The sequence below is a fragment of the Rhodococcus sp. ACPA1 genome, assembly GCF_002300195.1.
Lineage (GTDB): Bacteria > Actinomycetota > Actinomycetes > Mycobacteriales > Mycobacteriaceae > Rhodococcus_F > Rhodococcus_F opacus.
In genome coordinates this window covers 371,799-389,921 of sequence record NZ_NSDX01000004.1, presented here as the reverse complement: position 1 = coordinate 389,921, position 18,123 = coordinate 371,799, and the positions used below count along the sequence as shown (strand labels likewise).

The following is an 18,123-nucleotide window of genomic DNA, read 5'->3' as shown; positions in this document are numbered from 1 at the left end:
CCGTGCTCCGTGTTGGCCTCGACGCGCAGAGAGAGAGTGACGTCATGCGAGTAGGCCTGTTCAAGGCAGAACGTCAGCGTTCGTCGGCCGGAAATGTTCGAAGGCGGACGCTGGCCTCGCTTGCCGCTGTGCTCGTGGTGCCGGTGGCGGTCGGGTTCACCCAGACCGCCACCGTCTCGGCTGCGCCGGTCGCCCATGCGGCGCCCGTCGCCGCGCAGGCTCCGGTGGCCACGCAGGCCCCGGGCGGCGCGACGATCCATCACGTCGACTGGCTCACCGACCGTCGCGTGGCGATCTGGATCAACTCTCCGTCGATGGGCGTGCCCATCCAGGTGCAGATGCTGCTTGCGCGCGACTGGAACTCGAAGCCGACGGAGAAGTTCCCGTCCGTCTACATGCTCGACGGTCTCCGCGCGCAGGACAACGAGAACGGCTGGACACTCGAGACCGACGCCGAGTCGTTCTTCGCCGACAAGAACATCAACGTCGTCCTCCCGGTCGGCGGCCAGTCCAGCTTCTACTCCGACTGGGTGGCCCAGGACAACGGCCAGAACTACCAGTGGGAGACGTTCCTCACGAAGGAACTGCCCCCGATCCTCGAAAGCGACTGGCGCACCACGCAGACACGTGGCGTCATCGGACTCTCGATGGGCGGCACGTCCGCGATGTTCCTCGCGGCCCGCAACCAGGGATTCTTCAAGTTCGCCGCGTCGCTGTCCGGCATGCTCACCACCACCGCGCTCGGCATGCCGCAGGCCGTCGCGTACGCGATGAGCGACGCAGGTGGATTCGACGCGGACGCGATGTGGGGTCCCCCGACCAGCTCGGCGTGGGAGGAGCACGACCCCTACCTGCTGGCCGACAAGCTCAAGGGCGTCAGCCTCTACATCTCCAGCGGTAGCGGAACCACCGGCCCGTACGACCAGCCGTCCGGAATCCCCGGCGTCAGCACCAATTACGCCGGTATGGGGCTCGAGATCCTCTCTCGGCTCACGTCCCAGACCTTCGCGACCAAGCTCAACAAGCTGGGCATCCCCGCCCAGGTCAACTACCGGCCGTCCGGTACACACTCGTGGCCGTACTGGCAGTTCGAGCTCCACCAGCTGTGGCCGCAGCTGGCCGGCGCCGTCGACGTCGAACCCGACAAGCCGGTGTGCGCCACAGGCGGTTCCATCGCCGGGGTCGCCGGCGCGAACCCGTGGATCGGCGACTGCCTGACCCCCGAGTACAGCCTCGCGGGCGGAACTGTGCAGGACTTCCGCAACGGCCGGATCTTTGCCAAGTCCGACACCGGTGCGCAGCCGGTGGCCGGCGCCATCGGCGGCGTCTATCAGGCGACCGGTGGTCCGGGTGGGCCGCTCGGCTACCCGACGACGCCCGAATTGGCCACCCCCGACGGTCGCGGCCGCTTCAACCACTTCGAGCACGGGTCCGTCTACTGGTCGCCGCAGACCGGGGCGCACGCCGTCCGCGGCGCGATCCGCGACGAGTGGGCACGTCAGGGCTGGGAGGGCGGACCGCTCGGATACCCGGTGGCCGAGGAAGTTCCGACGCCAGGCAAGGACGGCGCGGTGCAGGGCTTCGAGATCGGCGCCATGTACTTCAGTCCCGCGAACGGAACACACCGCGTGCAGGGAATGATCATGGGCAAGTACGCCGAACTCGGTTACGAGGGCGGGTGGCTCGGATTCCCGAAGACCAGCGAGATCGCGGTCAAGGACGGCGGCCGGTTCAACCAGTTCGAGGGCGGCAACATCTACTGGAGCCCGCTGTCGGGTGCGTGGGCCGTCGAGAACGGACCGATCTTCGACGCCTGGAAGAGTGCCGGCTACGAGGGCGGCCGGCTCGGCTTCCCGATCAGCGACAAGTTCGCCATCCCCGGCGGCGTCCAGCAGAACTTCCAGACCGGTTACGTCACAGTGATCGACAACAAGGCCGAGATTCACTGACGGCCGGATCGCAGTAGAAATCTCACACGCAGCGGGCGGGGCCGGGTCCGGCGGACCAGGGTTCCGCCCGATCTGCGTCTGTACCCTGTCGAGAGACAACGACTTGGAAAGCAAGGACGGAAATAGATGCCGCAGCACTCACGTATCAGCACCACCTTCCGACGGGCGATCGCCGTAAGCGCGCTCGCCGTCGCAGCGAGCGGATTGTTGGTCGGGTGCGGCAGCGACGATTCCACGGCGACGTCGAACCCGTCCACCAGCGCCACGACGACCGCTGCGGCGTCCAGCTCCGCCGAGAGCTCGGCGTCCGCCGCGCCCAGCGCGAGCGCCTCGGCCCCGGCCTCCGCGCCGGTGACGAGCCCGGGTGAGGCGGCGACGGCGCCGCCGGAGCAGCCCGAGGAAGTTCCGGGCGACTTCCCCGGCCCCAGCGAGGTCCCGGTCAGCGCCGAAGGTCAGAAGTTCCTCGATGCGCTGAAGGCCAAGGGCATCGAGCCGGCCGCCGACGGGACCATGGCCGTGAGCACCGCCGACTTCATCTGCCAGGCCAAGGCCGAAGGCAAGAGCGACGCCGAAGCGATGGTGTTCGTCACAGCGATGGTCGGCACCGAGGCGTCGGCTGCGGGTCAGGAACTGACCCAGGAGCAGGCGACGGCCAACGCCCAGACCTACATGGATGTCGCCCACGCGACCTACTGCAAGTAGACGCCGATGTCGTTGACCGGGCGCGGAACGCGGAAGAAGAAGAGCAGCCTCCTGCGCAAGCTGGCGGTGCTGATCGTGATCCTGCTGGTGATTCTCGTCGCAGTGATCGCGCTCTGGTATCTCCTCGCAGGGCGGCTGCCCAAGCCGATCCCGACCCCGCCCGGTCCCGAGCGTCCCAACGCCCAGCCGGCGAGCTGCCCCGACGTCCAGGTGGTGGTCGTCCCGGGCACGTGGGAGTCCAGCGCCGCCGACGACCCGTACAACCCGTCGGCCAACCCGGCGTCGCTGATGCTCAATGTGTCGCGGCCGTTGCAGGAGCAGTTCGAGTCGTCGCGCGCCGACGTGTACACGGTTCCGTACGTCGCGCAGTTCTCCAACCCGGTCGCCTTCCCGCCGGACGGGCAGCAGTCGTACAACAACAGCCGCGGCGCGGGCACCGCCGCCACCAACGACATCCTGATCCGTCGTCACGCCGAGTGCCCGCTGACCAGCTTCCTGCTCACCGGCTTCTCCCAGGGCGCGGTCATCGCCGGTGATGTCGCGTCGAGCATCGGTGCAGGTGACGGTCCTGTTCCGGCCGATCTCGTGCTGGGTGTCGGGCTCATCGCCGACGGTCGCCGCGACCCGGCCGCCGCCACGAATGTCGGGCAGCCGGTCGCCGGTGTCGGCGCCGAACTGTCGCTGGCCGGTCTGCAGATCCCGGGAATCACGATGACCGGTCCCCGCCCCGGCGGTTTCGGTGATCTCACCGACCGGGCGGTCGAGATCTGCGCCCCGTCGGACGGAATCTGCGACGCCCCGGCGCAGGCGTTGAAACCGAGCAACTGGATCGGAAGCGGTCTGCGTCTGCTCGAGTACAACAACAACCCGGTCCACGCGATGTACAACTCGTACGTCGTCGACGACTCCGGCACGACGGCCACGCAGTGGATCGCCGGATGGGCGGCCGAGAAGATCGAGGCCGCCCCGACCCCGGCACACAGTTGATTTTGTGGCGGGTGGGTTCACCGTGGTCGGTGAGCCGTGAAACGTCCCAAACAGATAGGCGAGACGCGTACTGGCCGGTAGTGTGCGTTTCTCGGCACCGGTAGAGTGCTGCACTGTTGCGGCATCACCGGTGCCCGACCCCACCGATGTTCACGTCCTGAAACGCGGGCGTTTCACCACAGGAGAAGCTATTCATGAGTTCCGACGCCAGCTCGTTGCGTAAGTTCCGATTCGCGGCAGGCGGAGAGGGCAACGCGGACGAGGGCGGCGCGCGTCGGTTCGTCAAGCTCGCGCAGAAGGCCGAGGAGCTCGGGTTCGACAGCTTCATGATCCCCGACCACCTGGGTAACCAGGTGGGACCGATCGCCGCGCTCGGTGCACTCGCGATCGCCACGGACAAGATCCGGCTCGGCACCGCCGTCCTGGCCAACGGATTCCGGCACCCGGCGATCCTCGCCAAGGACGCCGCCACCATCGACGTGCTGTCGGGTGGCCGCCTCGAACTCGGCATCGGCGCCGGCTGGATGAAGGAAGAGTTCGACAAGGGCGGCATCGACTACGAGCGCCCGGGCATCCGGATCGCCAAGCTCGAGGAGACCCTGCAGATCCTCGACGTGCTGCTGCGCGGCCAGGAGTGCAACTTCGACGGCAAGTACTACCAGATCAAGGGCCTGACGGGCAGCCCGCGACCGCGGCAGGGCCCGCGTCCCCCGATCGCCGTCGGCGGCGGCGGCCCCAAGATGCTGGCGCTCGCGGCCAAGTACGCCGACATCATCTCCGTGGCGACGCCGACCAGCAAGGAAGGCAAGCTCCTGCTCTCGGGTGTCACGCTCGAGAAGACGATGGAGCGCGTCGACCGGATCCGGGAAGCTGCCGGTGACCGATTCGACGACATCGAACTGAACTGGACGATCACCACCATCGTCATCACCGACGACCGTGAGCAGACCGCCGAGATGGCGCTCGCCGCACTCGATCAGGGCTTCCCGCCGAACATCGAGGTCGACACCAAGCTGTCCGTGGAAGACATCCTGAGCTCGCCGTATCTCGCGATCGGAAGCTTCGAGGAGATCGCCGATCAGATACGCATGGTGCGAGAAAAGACGACAATGTCTTACGTCGGTGTGTTCCCCACACAGATGGATGCGTTCGCGCCGATCATCTCGCAACTGAAGGGCGAGTAGACGCAGCGTACCGAGGGCGGCGATGCCAATCTGTAACATATCGATGGTTTGGAATCGATGAACTTATTCGGGTGAGTGGCGTGTTACGTCATTCCCCACGAGTTGTAAAAGATCCGATTCGGCGAAGGAAGTCTGGGGCGCAGTCATGCCGGTGGCATGCCTGTGTGATCGCTTCGGAGGAGATGGAATGAACGCGAAGTTCGATGATTTTATCGACGAGAAGGGCCATATCAGGCTCGACTCGGGAAGCACGCTGGTCGACTACGTCCAGCGGCACACCCGGGAGAACTCGGACGAGCTGGCATACCGCTACATCGACTATTCGCGGGACCGAGACGGCGAAGCGCAAGAGCTGACCTGGGAACAGTTCGGCCACCGCCTGCGCGCCGTCGCGGCGCGCCTCCAGCAGGTCACGAAGCCCGGCGATCGTGTCGCGGTCCTGGCGCCGCAGGGTCTCGACTACGTCATCTCCTTCTTCGCCGCCATCCACGCCGGAACGATTTCGGTGCCGCTGTTCGACCCCGACGAACCCGGCCACACCGACCGTCTGCACGCCGTCCTCGGTGACTGCACGCCTGCCGCCATCCTCACGGCCACCTCCTCCGCCGCGGGTGTTCGACAGTTCTTCCGGTCCCTCCCCGCCGCCCAGCGCCCCCGCATCATCGCCGTCGACGCCATCCCCGACAGCGTCGGCGAGTCCTGGGTGCGCCCCGAGATCGATCTCGACGACATCGCGTACCTGCAGTACACGTCCGGTTCCACCCGTGTGCCCGCCGGTGTGGAGATCACGCACCGCGCCGTCGGCACGAACGCGCTGCAGATGGTCGACTCCATCGAGCTCACCGAGAACTCGCGCGGCGTCACGTGGCTGCCGCTGTTCCACGACATGGGCCTGCTGACCGTCATCCTGCCCGCCCTGGGCGGCAAGTACATCACCATCATGAGCCCGCGCGCGTTCGTGCAGCGGCCGTACCGGTGGATCAAGGAACTGGCAGCGGTGTCCGACGGTGCGGGCACGTTCGCGGCCGCACCCAACTTCGCGTTCGAGCACGCGGCCGCCCGCGGTCTGCCGAAGAACGGTGAGAGCCTCGATCTGAGCAACGTGATCGGTCTCATCAACGGCAGCGAGCCGGTCACCACGTCGTCGATGCGCAAGTTCAACGAGGCATTCGCGCCGTACGGCCTGCCGAAGACGGCGATCAAGCCCTCGTACGGCATGGCCGAGGCCACCCTGTTCGTGTCCTCCACCCGGCACTCGGACGAGGCCCGCGTCATCTACGTAGATCGCGACGAGCTCAACGCCGGTCGCGTCGTGAAGGTGGACCAGGACGCCGAGAACGCCATCCCGCAGGTGTCCTGCGGTTACGTCGCGCGCAGCCAGTGGGCCGCCATCGTCGACCCGGAGTCGCGCATCGAGCAGCCCGACGACCGGGTCGGAGAGATCTGGCTGCACGGCGAGAACATCGGCATCGGCTACTGGGGTCGCACCGACGAGACCGCCGAGACGTTCCACAACAAGCTCACCAACCGGCTCGCCGAGGGCAGCCACGCGGAGGGCACGCCCGAGGACGCCAACTGGATGCGGACCGGCGACTACGGCGTCTACATCGACGGCGAGCTGTTCATCACGGGCCGCGTCAAGGACCTCGTGATCGTCGACGGCCGCAACCATTACCCGCAGGACCTCGAGTACTCCGCGCAGGAGGCGAGCACCGCGCTCCGCCCCGGCTTCGTCGCCGCGTTCGCGGTCCCGGCCAACCAGCTGCCCGCGGTTGTGTTCGAGAACACGCACTCGGGTCTGAACTACGACGCGGGCGACTCCTCCGAGCAGCTCGTGATCGTGGCCGAGCGCGCACCGGGTGCGGGCAAGGCCGATCCCCAGCCGATCGCCGACACGGTGCGGGCGGCGTTGTCGAGCAGGCACGGGGTCACCGCGCGCGACATCCTGCTGGTGCCCGCGGGCTCGATTCCTCGTACGTCGAGCGGCAAGATCGCCCGCCGCGCGTGCAAGGCGAGCTACATCGAAGGCACCCTGCGCGGCGGATACACGCAGACGGCCTTCCCCGATAGCGTTTCCGAATAGTCCACTTCCTGACGGGTAGCTTGGTGAGTTGATGGCTGAAAAAGATGATGACCGGACCAGCAGCACAGGTGACCTGACGGTCGCGCAGCTGCGCGAGTGGCTGCGTAACTGGATTGCCGACGCAACCGGGCAACCGGTCGGTCAGATCACCGACGACCGTCCGATGGAAGAGTTCGGTCTGTCGTCTCGCGACGCCGTCGCGCTCAGCGGTGAGATCGAGGAACTGGTCGGCGTCACGCTCACCGCGACGGTCGCCTACCAGCACCCCACCATCGCGTCGCTGGCCACCCGCATCATCGAGGGCGAACCTGAGCAGCCCGACGACTCGGCGGACGCCGCGTACTACGCGTCGGTGCCGACGTCGGACGCGCACGACATCGCGATCGTGGGTCTGGCCTCCCGCTTCCCCGGTGCGGGTAAGACTCCCGCCGAGATGTGGCAGATGCTCGCGGACGGCCGCGACGGCATCTCCGACCTGCCCGCGGGTCGATGGGAGGAGTTCACCTCCGACCCGCAGATCAAGGCGGCCGTCGAAAAGGCCAACACGCAGGGCGGCTACCTCGACGACGTGAAGACCTTCGATGCGGAGTTCTTCGCGATGTCCCCGCTGGAGGTCGCGAACGTCGACCCGCAGCAGCGCCTCGCGATGGAACTGACGTGGGAAGCCCTCGAGCACGCCCGCATCCCGGCCAGCGACCTCAAGGGCGAGCAGGTCGGTGTGTTCATCGGCAGCTCGGCCAACGACTACCAGTTGCTCGCGGTCAGCGACCCCGTCCACGCGCACCCGTATGCGCTGACCGGTACGTCGACGTCCATCGTCGCCAACCGGGTTTCCTACTTCTACGACTTCCGCGGACCGTCCATCGCCCTCGACACGGCGTGCTCGTCGTCGCTCGTCGCGGTGCACCAGGCGGTGCGCTCGCTGCGGTCCGGTGAGTCGGACCTCGCGCTCGCCGGTGGCGTCAACATGCTCGTCGCGCCGCCCGCCACGCTGGGCTTCGACCAGCTGGGTGTGATGGCCCCCAACGGCCGCATCAAGGCGTTCTCCTCCGACGCCGACGGCATGATCCGCGCCGAGGGCGGCGGCCTCGTCGTCCTCAAGCGTCTCGAGGACGCCGAGCGCGACGGCGACGAGATCCTCGCCGTCATCGCCGGTAGCGCGGTCAACCAGGACGGCCGCTCCAACGGTCTCGCGGCTCCGAACCCCGACGCGCAGGCCGACGTCCTGCGGCACGCGTACCGGGACGCGGGCATCAACCCGGCCGGCGTCGACTACATCGAGGCGCACGGCACCGGCACCATCCTCGGCGACCCCATCGAGGCCGATGCGCTCGGACGCGTCGTCGGTCGTGGCCGCGCCGACGACAAGCCTGCGCTGCTCGGCTCGGCCAAGACCAACTTCGGTCACCTCGAGGCCGCCGCAGGCGCCGCGGGTCTGATCAAGGTCGTGCTGTCGATGCGGGAGGACACGCTTCCGCCGACGCTGAACTTCGCCGGACCCAACCCGTACATCGCGTTCGACAAGGCGCATCTGCAGGTCATTCCCGAGGGTGCGGCGTGGCCGCGCTACACCGGCACGGCCGTCGCCGGCGTGTCCGGGTTCGGCTTTGGTGGCACCAACGCGCACATCGTCGTGCGTGAGTACACCGGACCTGCCGCGGACGACGCGGCCGAGGTCACCGAGCCCGCTGTTTCCACCGAGGAATCGGTGTCCGAGGCCGTCGAGCCGACGGTCGTGCTCGCGGTGTCCGGCGCTTTGCCGTCGCGTCGCCGCCGGGCCGCCGCCGATCTGGCCGACTGGCTGGAGACCGAAGAGGGCAGCACCACTCCGCTCGCCGACGTCGCGCGCGCTCTCGCCCGCCGCAACCACGGCCGCTCGCGTGCCGTCGTCCTGGCGAAGACCCGCTCCGAGGCCGTCACCGGGCTGCGCGCCATCGCCGCCGGAAAGCCCGGGCAGGGTGTGTTCTCGGCGGATTCGCCGTCGTCGAAGGGCGCCGTCTGGGTCCTGTCGGGCTTCGGTTCGCAGCACCGCAAGATGGCCAAGCAGCTCTACCTGGAGAACCCGGTGTTCGCCGCCGCCATCGACGAGGTCGACGCGCTGATCGAGGACGAGGCCGGCTACTCCATGAAGGAGAAGTTCCTCGACGACGCGATCGACTACGACGTCGAGACCTCCCAGGTCGGCATCTTCACCATCCAGATCGGTCTGGCCGCCCTGCTGCGTCACCACGGCGCCGAGCCCGAGGCCGTGGTCGGACACTCGATGGGCGAGGCTGCCGCTGCGTACATCTCGGGTGGTCTGCCGCTCGAGGACGCGGTGCGGGTGATCTGCGCCCGGTCCCGCCTCATGGGCGAGGCCGAGGCCACGCTCGAGGGCGACGACATCCGTCTGATGGCGCTCGTCGAGTACAGCGCGTCCGAGATCGAGACCGTCCTCACCGACTTCCCGCACCTCGAGGTCTGCGTGTACGCGGCCCCGACGCACACCGTGATCGGTGGCCCCGAGCCCGAGGTCAACGCCATCGTCGCGCGCGCCGAGGGCGAAGAGAAGATGGCCCGCGTCCTCAAGACGAAGGGTGCCAGCCACACCTCCCAGGTCGATCCGCTTCTGGGCGAGCTGGCCGCGGAACTGGCGGGCATCGAGCCGACCAAGCTGAAGCTGGGCGTGTACTCCTCGGTCGACCAGGACACGTACTACCGCGCCGGCCACGAGCCGATCCACCGCGAGGAGTACTGGACCAAGGGTCTGCGCCACAGTGTGTACTTCACCAACGCCGTCCGCCTCGCCGTGGGCAGCGGGCACACCACGTTCGTGGAGTTGGCGCCCAACCCGGTGGCCCTGATGTCGGTGGCCGCCACCGCGTTCGACGCCGGCCTGCACGACATGCAGCTCATCCAGACGCTCAAGCGCAAGGAGGACGAGCCGCTCGGTGTCCTCGCCGCGCTCGCCCAGCTGTACGTGCACGGGCACGCCGTCGACCTGTCGTCGCTGCTCCCCGAGGGTGACTTCGCGTCCGTTCCGCGCACTGCGTGGATCCGCAAGCCGTACTGGGTGGAGACCCGCATCGATTCCAGCGGCAACACCCGTGTCCCCGGTGCGCACGTGTCGCTGCCCGACGGCCGCCACGTGTGGGAGGTCCAGGCCGGCGCGGTCACCGACCTGCCGGCACTGGTCACCGCCGCCGCGTCGCAGGTGTTGTCGGACGTGACGCTCGCCGCGTCCGTTCTGCACGCCCACGCTCCCGCGGAGGGAACGCTCACCACGACGCTCAACCCGCATCCGGGTGGCGCGTCGCTGCAGGTGCACGCGAAGAGCGGCCCGAGTTTCACGCTGCTGTTCGATGCCGCCGTCACGTCCGGTGCGGCGCTGCCCGAACCCGTCGTCGCGCCGCCGGTGCAGTCGACCTCCCCGGTGGAGGAGCTGCCCGAGGTCGTCGAGGACATCGGCGAGAAGTGGGACCCGAACGGGTCGCAGACCCTCGAAGACCGTCTGGCGCTGATCGTCGCCGAGTCGATGGGCTACGCCCCGGAAGACCTGCCCGCCGAGATCCCGCTGATCGAGCTGGGCCTCGACTCGCTGATGGCGGTCCGCATCAAGAACCGCGTCGAGTACGAGTTCGATATCCCGCAGTTGCAGCTGCAGGCGGTCCGGGACGCGAATCTGATGGAGGTCGGCAAGTACCTGCGTTACGCGGTCGAGAACCGCGAAGAGGTGCAGGCGCTGGCAGACAAGCAGAAGGCCGAGAAGGAAGCGGAGGAGGCCGCGGAGGCCGACCGTGACGCGGAGGCCGCTCGTGAATCCGAGGCTTCCGGCTCCCCGCTCGACGCCGAGGACACGTCCGTGGAAGCCGAGGCCGAGGCGATCCTCGCGGCCACCCCGGTCCCGGAGACGGCCGCTGCTCCCGAGGCAGCCGCCGTGGACAGCAAGGAAGCGTTCGCCGACGCAACAGGTTCCGACGTTCCGCCGCGCGACGCCGCCGAGCGTCTGACGTTCGCCACGTGGGCCGTCGTCACCGGCGAGTCCGCGAAGGGAATCTTCAACACGCTGCCGATCCTGAACGACGAGACGGCGGAGAAGCTGGCGGCTCGGTTGTCGGAACGCGCGAACGGTGAGATCACGTTCGACGACGTCCTCGACTCCACCACCATCGAGGAACTGGCCAACGTGGTGCGCGGATTCCTCGAGGATTCCGGCAAGATCGACGGGTTGGTCCGCGCGCTGCGGCCCCGCCCGGAAGGATCCGACGCCGTCCCCGTGTTCGTGTTCCACCCGGCCGGTGGTTCGACGGTCGCGTACGAGCCGCTGCTGAAGCGTCTGCCCGAGGGCACGCCGATGTACGGGTTCGAGCGCACCGAGGGTCCGATCGAGGTCCGGGCGGCCGAGTACCTGCCGCTGATCCGTGAGATCCAGGGTGACGGACCGTACGTGCTGTACGGCTGGTCGCTCGGCGGTGTGCTGGCCTACGCGGTGGCGAAGCTGCTGCGTGAGTCGGGCGCGGACGTTCGGATCGTCGGCCTGATCGACACGGTGATGGCCGGGGAGAAGGTCGAGGACACCCCCGACGAGATCCGTAAGCGCTGGCAGCGGTACGCCGCGTTCGCGAAGAAGACGTACAACGTGGACTACCCGCTGCCGTACGACAAGCTCGCTGCGGCGGAGAGCGACGAAGAGCAGATCAAGATCCTGACGGAACTGCTCAAGCTGAGTGGTACGAAGATTCCGGGTGGAATCATCGAGCACCAGCGCACGTCGTGGCTCGACAACCGGGCGATCCAGACCGCCGAGCTGGAGCAGTACGACGGCGACGTCGTCCTGTACATGGCCGACCGCTACCACGACGACGTGATGAACCTGGAGCCCGCGTTCAAGACCCGGAAGCCGGACGGCGGCTGGGGCGACGCGGTGAAGAACCTGGAGATCATCCACGTGGGTGGCGACCACATCCAGATCGTCGACGAGCCGTACATCGCGAAGGTCGGTGCCGACCTCACCAAGAAGCTGGCGGCGATCCAGGCCGCCGGAACCGGAGCGCATCAGTGACCACCACGACCGCAGAGAAGCTTGCCGAACTGCGCGAAAAGCTCGAAACGGCAAAGGAACCCGCGGGCGAACAGGCTATCGCCAAGCGCGCGAAGAAGGGTATTCCGAGCGCGCGCGAACGCATCGACATGCTGCTCGACCCGGGAAGTTTCATCGAGGTCGGCGGCCTGATGCGCCAGCCCGGTGATCCCAATGCCCTGTACAGCGACGGCGTCGTCACGGGCCACGGGACCGTCGAGGGACGCCCGGTCGCGGTGTTCTCGCACGATCAGACCGTGTTCGGCGGTTCCGTCGGCGAGATGTTCGGCCGCAAGGTCGCCGCGATCATGGAGTTCGCCGCCAAGATCGGCTGCCCCTGCGTCGGCATCAACGACTCGGGCGGTGCCCGGGTGCAGGACGCGGTGACGTCGCTGGCCTGGTACGCGGAGCTCGGCCGTCGGCAGGAACCGCTGTCGGGCATGTGCCCGCAGATCTCGATGATCCTCGGCAAGTGCGCGGGCGGCGCGGTCTACGCGCCGATCAACACCGACGTCCTGGTGGCCACCGAGGAGTCGTACATGTTCGTCACCGGACCCGACGTGGTCCGGAAGATCACCGGTGAGGACGTCAGCCTCGAGGAACTCGGTGGCGCCCGGAACCAGGCCCAGTACGGCAACCTGCACCATGTGGCTGCCGACGAGAAGGCCGCGTTCGAGTGGGTGCGCAAGTACCTCAGCTTCCTGCCGTCGAGTTGCATGGAGAAGCCGCCGGTGGTCAACCCGGGTCTCGAACCGGAGATCACGGACTCCGACCGCGACCTCGACACGTTCATCCCGGACGCCGACAACGCCGGCTACGACATGCACGACATCCTGCTGCGGATCTTCGACGACGGTGAGTTCCACGAGATCGGCGGGCAGGTGGCGCTGAACATCATCACCGGCTTCGCCCGCGTGGACGGGCGCACGGTCGGGGTGATCGCGAACCAGCCGCTGGTCGCGGCGGGCGCGCTGGACGCGCAGGCCTCGGACAAGGCCGCACATTTCATCCGTATCTGCGACGCCTTCGACATCCCGCTGGTGTTCGCGGTCGACACGCCCGGGTTCCTTCCCGGCCTCGAGCAGGAGCGGATCGGCGTCATCAAGCGTGGTGGCCGGTTCATCTTCGCGTTCGTGACGGCGACGGTGCCGAAGGTGACGGTCGTGATCCGCAAGGCGTACGGCGGCGCGTACGCCGTCATGGGCTCGAAGCAGCTGGGCGCCGACATCAACTTCGCGTGGCCGACCGCCCGCATCGCGGTGATGGGCGCGGAGGGTGCTGTCGACCTCATCGGGCGCAGGCAGATCGAGGCCGCGGGCGAGAACGCTCCCGCGGTCCGCAGGCAGCTGATCAACTTCTACAACGAGAACATCGCGACGCCGTACATCGCGGCGGAGCGTGGCTACATCGACGCCGTCATCGAGCCTGCCACCACCCGGCTCGAGATCCGTAAGGCGCTGACGATGCTGCGCGACAAGAAGGTGCAGCGCAACCCGCGCAAGCACGACCTGATGCCCCTGTAGGTCGCCACCGCGGCAGGGGCTCATGCCGACCGCAGCTTCGGCTCGGCGTGGACGAACACCGGCGGCCGTGGGCGTGACGCCGCCAGCGTGTGCGCCGCGCGGAGGTCCGCGAGCACCATTGCCGGATCGGCCTGGATCTGCTTCGGCAGGTGCGTCACGACGATGATGCCCTCGCGCTGCATCCGCGCCCGCCGCGTCATCGTCGCCTCGTGGAGTTCGGGTGAGAAGTGGTACTTCAGCGAGTCGATCTCCCAGGCGACGGCGACGTCGTCCAGCCAGCCGTCGGGACGGGCGATCCACAGGCCGGCGGCGGACAGGACGTCCACGTTGTACCGCATCGGCGGAAGACCGCTCGTCGCATACAACTTCTGAGCGTGGACCTCGGCGACGGAATGCGCGTCGTCGCTGAGCTCGCGTAGGACCGCCCGGGGCAGGCGGCTTCCGCGGTCGCTGCCCTGCGCGAGCTCACGAACGAGTTCGTCGACCGTCACGTCGCCGCGCTGGACGCCGCAGGCGAGGAGCGCCCGACAGCTGTCCGCCTGAAGCGTGCGGCGTCCGGCGTCCAGGAGGCTGCGCACCGGGGGAGCGAGCCGCAGGAGCCCGCGATGGACCGGTGCGGGCATGCGCCACGTCCGCTCGACCTTCACGTACGCCCAGTCCCGGCGATGCCGGGTGGACGGGATGAGCAGCAGCACGTCGTTCCGGGACGCCGACGAGGGGTAGCCGAGCGCGGCGAGCGCGGCGTGACCCGACAGCAGCGCGTCCGGACCGCCGTATTCGAGCGCCGCCAGATTGCGCTGCAACGTCGTCGGCGGCCCGTTGTGGAGCAGGACGACGCCGGGGAGGATCCGCTGCCAGGGACCGCCGTCGGTGCAGCGTGCGGAGATGGTGCCCTTCGCGACACCCAGCCGTTCCAGGGTGGCCGCGCGGACCACACCGTCGCGGCTGACGGCGGCTGTCGCAGAGAGATCTTCGGCCCAGGTTCCTCGTCGCATGGGTCAGAGCATGCCCTGGGCGAATCGGGACAGTCGCCGGAAAGCCCACGTCGGAAATTGCCCTGTGGATGGACGGAAGGTTGTGGACAACTCCGCGGGCGACGGAGCTTTTTCGCCGTTTCGGACCACCCGGCGCGGCGCCCGATGTGACATTCGTTCAGTCAGAGTGAACGCGTGTGACATCGGGCGCCGCAAGCAAGGCGCAAGCAGAGCAGGCGCAAGCAAGGCGCAAGCAGAGCAGGCGCGAGCAGGACCGGCTACGGGCTGCTGTACACCCGCAGGGTGCCCGGCTTCCACAGTCCGGACCGGGTGGCGGTCTCGGTGTCGACCGTGGCCGCGGTGGCGTCAGGGTAGTACCGGTCGAAGCGCTCGAGGGAGCCCCAGTCGCGGCCCCAGTCGTCCCGCATGTAGGTGGGGATGGCGGTGGCGCTGGCGAGTAGTTCGGTGAAGCCGAGGGGGCCACCGTTCTCCGGGGACTGCCAGGTGTCGGTGGAGCTGACGGCCAGCGGGCGGTCGGGGAGGATGCGGTAGTTCGGCATCTCCGCGACCCCGTACTGGTGGTCGAACGGGCGCTGGCACGGGAACTGCAGTCCGACGGCCCAGTCCAGCAGCACCGGCTGCGAGCTGCCGATCGTCGAGTTGAGGGTCTCGAGCTTCGGAACCCGCGGCGGGGTGAAGGCCAGCCACTGGTCGCCGGTGAGGTTGGGGTCGTTGGCGACGATCCGCACGGAGTCGGCGTCGGGGGACAGTTCGCTCATCGGGACGCGCAGGTTTCGCCAGGACGGCGCGGGCCCGATGTCCTTGGGCAGGTAGGTGCCCTGGGCCTGGACGGTGCCGTCGGGCTGACGCTTGCCGTATTCGAGGAGCAGCGACTGACCGTAGGTGAGGGCACCGGTCGAGTCGACCGACCAGATGCGGCCCGCGGCGGACATGACGATCAGCGGGGTGTCGTCGCTGCGCTCGGGGAGTGCATACCAGCTGGACGACAGCGTCGCCGGTTCCTGCACGCCTTCCTGGTAGCTGCCCATGACGGGTGTCGTGCCGGGGTCGAGTCCGAACGGCAGCTTGGCGGTGCTGCCGTTGACGCCGACGTTTCCGGTGCCGCCGCTGGTTCCGGCGCTCGATCCGGTCTCGAAGCTGGGCCCGACGCTCTGGTTGTCGGTGTTGCCCATGCCCTGCTTGACCTCGACGTAATCGGCGGTCAGGTCGGACGGCACCCCGTTGGGGGAGAAACCGACGGGATCGGCTCCGCCGAGCGGGTCGGCGGGGTTCGCCAGCGGCTGCGCGGGATCGTTGATGGGTGTGAGGTTTCCGCCGTTGGTGTCGCCTTCGACGAGGACGTCCTCGGCGAGTCCGCACGTCTGCCCGGTGAGGGAGTCGAAGTTCGAACGTGCCAGCGAGTACGCCGGGTACTGGGAGACGGCGCCCTTGAGGAGCGAGAGGACTTCGAACAGCACCATGATGCCGGCGATGACGGTGAGCGGGGCGGCCGCGAATTTTCGGATCCGCCTGCCCTTCTCGGTGTTGGCGCGGGCGGGTGGCGCGGCGAATCCCTCACGCAGGTACTGCCAGGCGGCCAGCGCGACGGCCAGCGCGAACAGGACGAGGAAGAACGTGTTGGACTGGCGGCCGCCGATGGAGACGGTCTTGTCGAACCACGGCACGCCGTAACTCGAGACGTACCAGTAGCCGTTGATGCCCGCGAACGTCAGGGCCAGCATGAGCAGCAGTCCGGCGAGGAAGATCGTGCGGTTGCGGCGCGACCGCAGCGCGGACGCCGAGACCGCGACGGCGGTGAGTGCTGCCAGGGAGCCGGCGATGCCCGCGTACGCCCCGAAGTGGTGGGTCCACTTGGTGGGGTTGAACATCATGAAGAAGATCGTGCCGAACACGACACCGAGCAGACGCCACGACGGGCCGGTGGCGGCACCGGGAATCCGTTTGCGGCGCAACAGGATGAACAGCGTCGTCAGCAGGCACAGGATCATCGTCAGGAACGCGAAGCGGCGAGCCACCGAACCGTCGACGGTCGGGACGAAGAGGTAGTAGTAGCGCAGGAAGTCCTTGTACCACTCGAGGTTCGGGCCGATCAGGGTGCGGACCCGGGTGGCTTCCATCACCGCGGCGACGGTCTGGTCGGCGAACACCACGACCAGGACGATCGTGCCCGCGGCTGCGATCGGAGCCAGCAGCGGCAGCGTCCCCACCTGGCGGTGGCGCTTGACGACGATCCGGACGAGCGGACGGGCGCCGGCGAGCAGGGCGGCCACACACATCAGTCCCGTCGGGGCGGCCGCGAGCGTGAACGCGCCGATCAGGACGGCGACAGCCGCGGGGAGGAGACGTCCGGTCGCGATGGAACGCTCGATGGAGCACCAGGTGAGCAGAGCGCCGAGCGCCACGATGGGTTCGGGCCGCAGGCCGTTGTTGTAGGGCAGCCAGAACGCGAGGAAGACGAGGCCGCCGGTCCACAACGCGACCTTGTTGCGCCGGACGGACCGGCCGAGGCGGGGAGCGACCTCCCGGCTGATCACCATCCAGCACAGGATGCCGGCGATGAGGGCGGGCAGTCGCATGAACGGGCTGGCCGTCGAGATCTTGGCCATCGCGGCCAGGACGTCGTAGTACCAGCCGAACGGTGCCTCGGGGACACCGAACCAGCGGAAGTAGTTGGCCATGTAGCCGGCGTGGTCGGAGACCCGGGCCATGGTGAGCAGGTAGCCGTCGTCGGACGTGTTGGCGCCGATGAAGTGCCACAGCACCAGCGTGCCCACGACGATGGTGTCGAGTCCGGTGAACTTCCACCAGTGCGACGGCAGGAAGTTGCGGTGCCCGCGCCCGTCCGTGCCGTCGAGGCGCCCGAGGGCGACCAGGGCAATGGCCGTGGCGAGGAGGGCCACGATCATGGCGACGAGCTTGATCAGTGTGGGGCTCGACGAGAACCGGGAGTCCACGTTCATCGTGAACGACAGGCCCGCCGGTGCCGCCCCGTCGCGGAGGTCGCTGAACACGCCCACCACCTGCGGGCGGAGGTCGCCGGTGAGGGAACCGGCGATCGGGTCACCGGTCGGAGTGGTCAGACCAACGAACTCGGCGGACGTCGCGTCGATGTTCGACGTGATGCGGATCTCGGTACAGGCGCCCGACTGCACCTGTTCGCGCGGTGCCGTCGCGATGGTGACGTTGCGGTCGAGCACGTCCACGGACTTGTCCGACACTCGTACGAACATCGCGTTCAGTGCCGCACCCTCGCCCTGCGCGGGGGCCGTGGCCAGCAGGATTCCGCCCTGCGGGGGCAGCCCGGCTACCGCGGAACACGGGATCGCCGCCGACAGGTCGACCGGCACCTGTGACATCAGCGGTGCCTCGAGGTCGCCGATGACGCCGTTCTCCGGCCAGTTCACCGCTGCGGTGGTCTGCTGCACCGGCATGAACGGAGTGGCCACTGCCAGCACGAACCCGATGAGGCCGGTGACGATGGCGATCAGACGAGCGGTCCGGTACTCACTCCGCCGGTCCTGGCGAGCAGGCGGCGAAGTGGATTCGGGATCGGAGACGGAAGTTGTCAGAGCATCGGGCACGGTTGTCGATGGTATGTCAGGAACCTGAGTAGGCATATTGCCGCCTACCAGAGGGTAGGG

The 18,123-nt window shown here is 68.2% G+C and carries 9 protein-coding genes; 7 read left to right on the top strand and 2 right to left on the bottom strand.

The features are described 5' to 3' along the window. Nucleotides 1-44 precede the first annotated feature (44 nt). From CJ177_RS19650 to CJ177_RS19620, 7 genes are all read left to right on the top strand, one after another. Nucleotides 45-1,949, top strand: coding sequence for an alpha/beta hydrolase-fold protein (locus CJ177_RS19650; RefSeq protein WP_005248838.1), 1,905 nt, complete (start codon nt 45-47; stop codon nt 1,947-1,949). Between the two features lie 126 nt (nt 1,950-2,075). Beyond that, on the top strand, nt 2,076-2,651 hold the full coding sequence (locus CJ177_RS19645) for a DUF732 domain-containing protein (protein ID WP_025431654.1): 576 nt from the start codon (nt 2,076-2,078) through the stop codon (nt 2,649-2,651). A gap of 6 nt (nt 2,652-2,657) precedes the next feature. Then, nucleotides 2,658-3,638 carry a cutinase family protein gene (locus tag CJ177_RS19640; protein ID WP_005248836.1) on the top strand — a complete coding sequence of 327 codons (981 nt, stop codon included), beginning with the start codon at nt 2,658-2,660 and terminating at the stop codon, nt 3,636-3,638. A 194-nt stretch (nt 3,639-3,832) separates the two neighbouring features. Continuing rightward, complete coding sequence (locus CJ177_RS19635) at nt 3,833-4,822, top strand: LLM class F420-dependent oxidoreductase (protein ID WP_005248835.1); 990 nt, start codon at nt 3,833-3,835, stop codon at nt 4,820-4,822. 187 nt (nt 4,823-5,009) lie between these two features. Beyond that, a complete protein-coding gene (gene fadD32 / locus CJ177_RS19630) occupies nt 5,010-6,905 on the top strand; it encodes a long-chain-fatty-acid--AMP ligase FadD32 (RefSeq protein ID WP_025431657.1) in 1,896 nt (631 codons plus the stop codon). A 31-nt stretch (nt 6,906-6,936) separates the two neighbouring features. Next, the gene (gene pks13 / locus CJ177_RS19625; protein ID WP_095868404.1) at nt 6,937-11,946 is read left to right on the top strand and encodes a polyketide synthase Pks13; all 5,010 of its coding nucleotides are present in this window, start codon (nt 6,937-6,939) and stop codon (nt 11,944-11,946) included. Further along, nucleotides 11,943-13,487 carry an acyl-CoA carboxylase subunit beta gene (locus CJ177_RS19620; protein WP_005248832.1) on the top strand — a complete coding sequence of 515 codons (1,545 nt, stop codon included), beginning with the start codon at nt 11,943-11,945 and terminating at the stop codon, nt 13,485-13,487. The genes pks13 and CJ177_RS19620 overlap by 4 nt, the downstream gene beginning before the upstream one ends. A 20-nt stretch (nt 13,488-13,507) precedes the next feature. On the opposite strand, the gene CJ177_RS19615 is transcribed toward CJ177_RS19620, so the two are convergent. Further along, nucleotides 13,508-14,482, bottom strand: a complete 975-nt coding sequence (locus CJ177_RS19615) for a hypothetical protein (protein ID WP_095868403.1) — start codon at nt 14,480-14,482, stop codon at nt 13,508-13,510. Between the two features lie 257 nt (nt 14,483-14,739). Continuing rightward, nucleotides 14,740-18,063, bottom strand: coding sequence for an arabinosyltransferase domain-containing protein (locus tag CJ177_RS19610; protein WP_095868402.1), 3,324 nt, complete (start codon nt 18,061-18,063; stop codon nt 14,740-14,742). Nucleotides 18,064-18,123 lie beyond the last annotated feature (60 nt).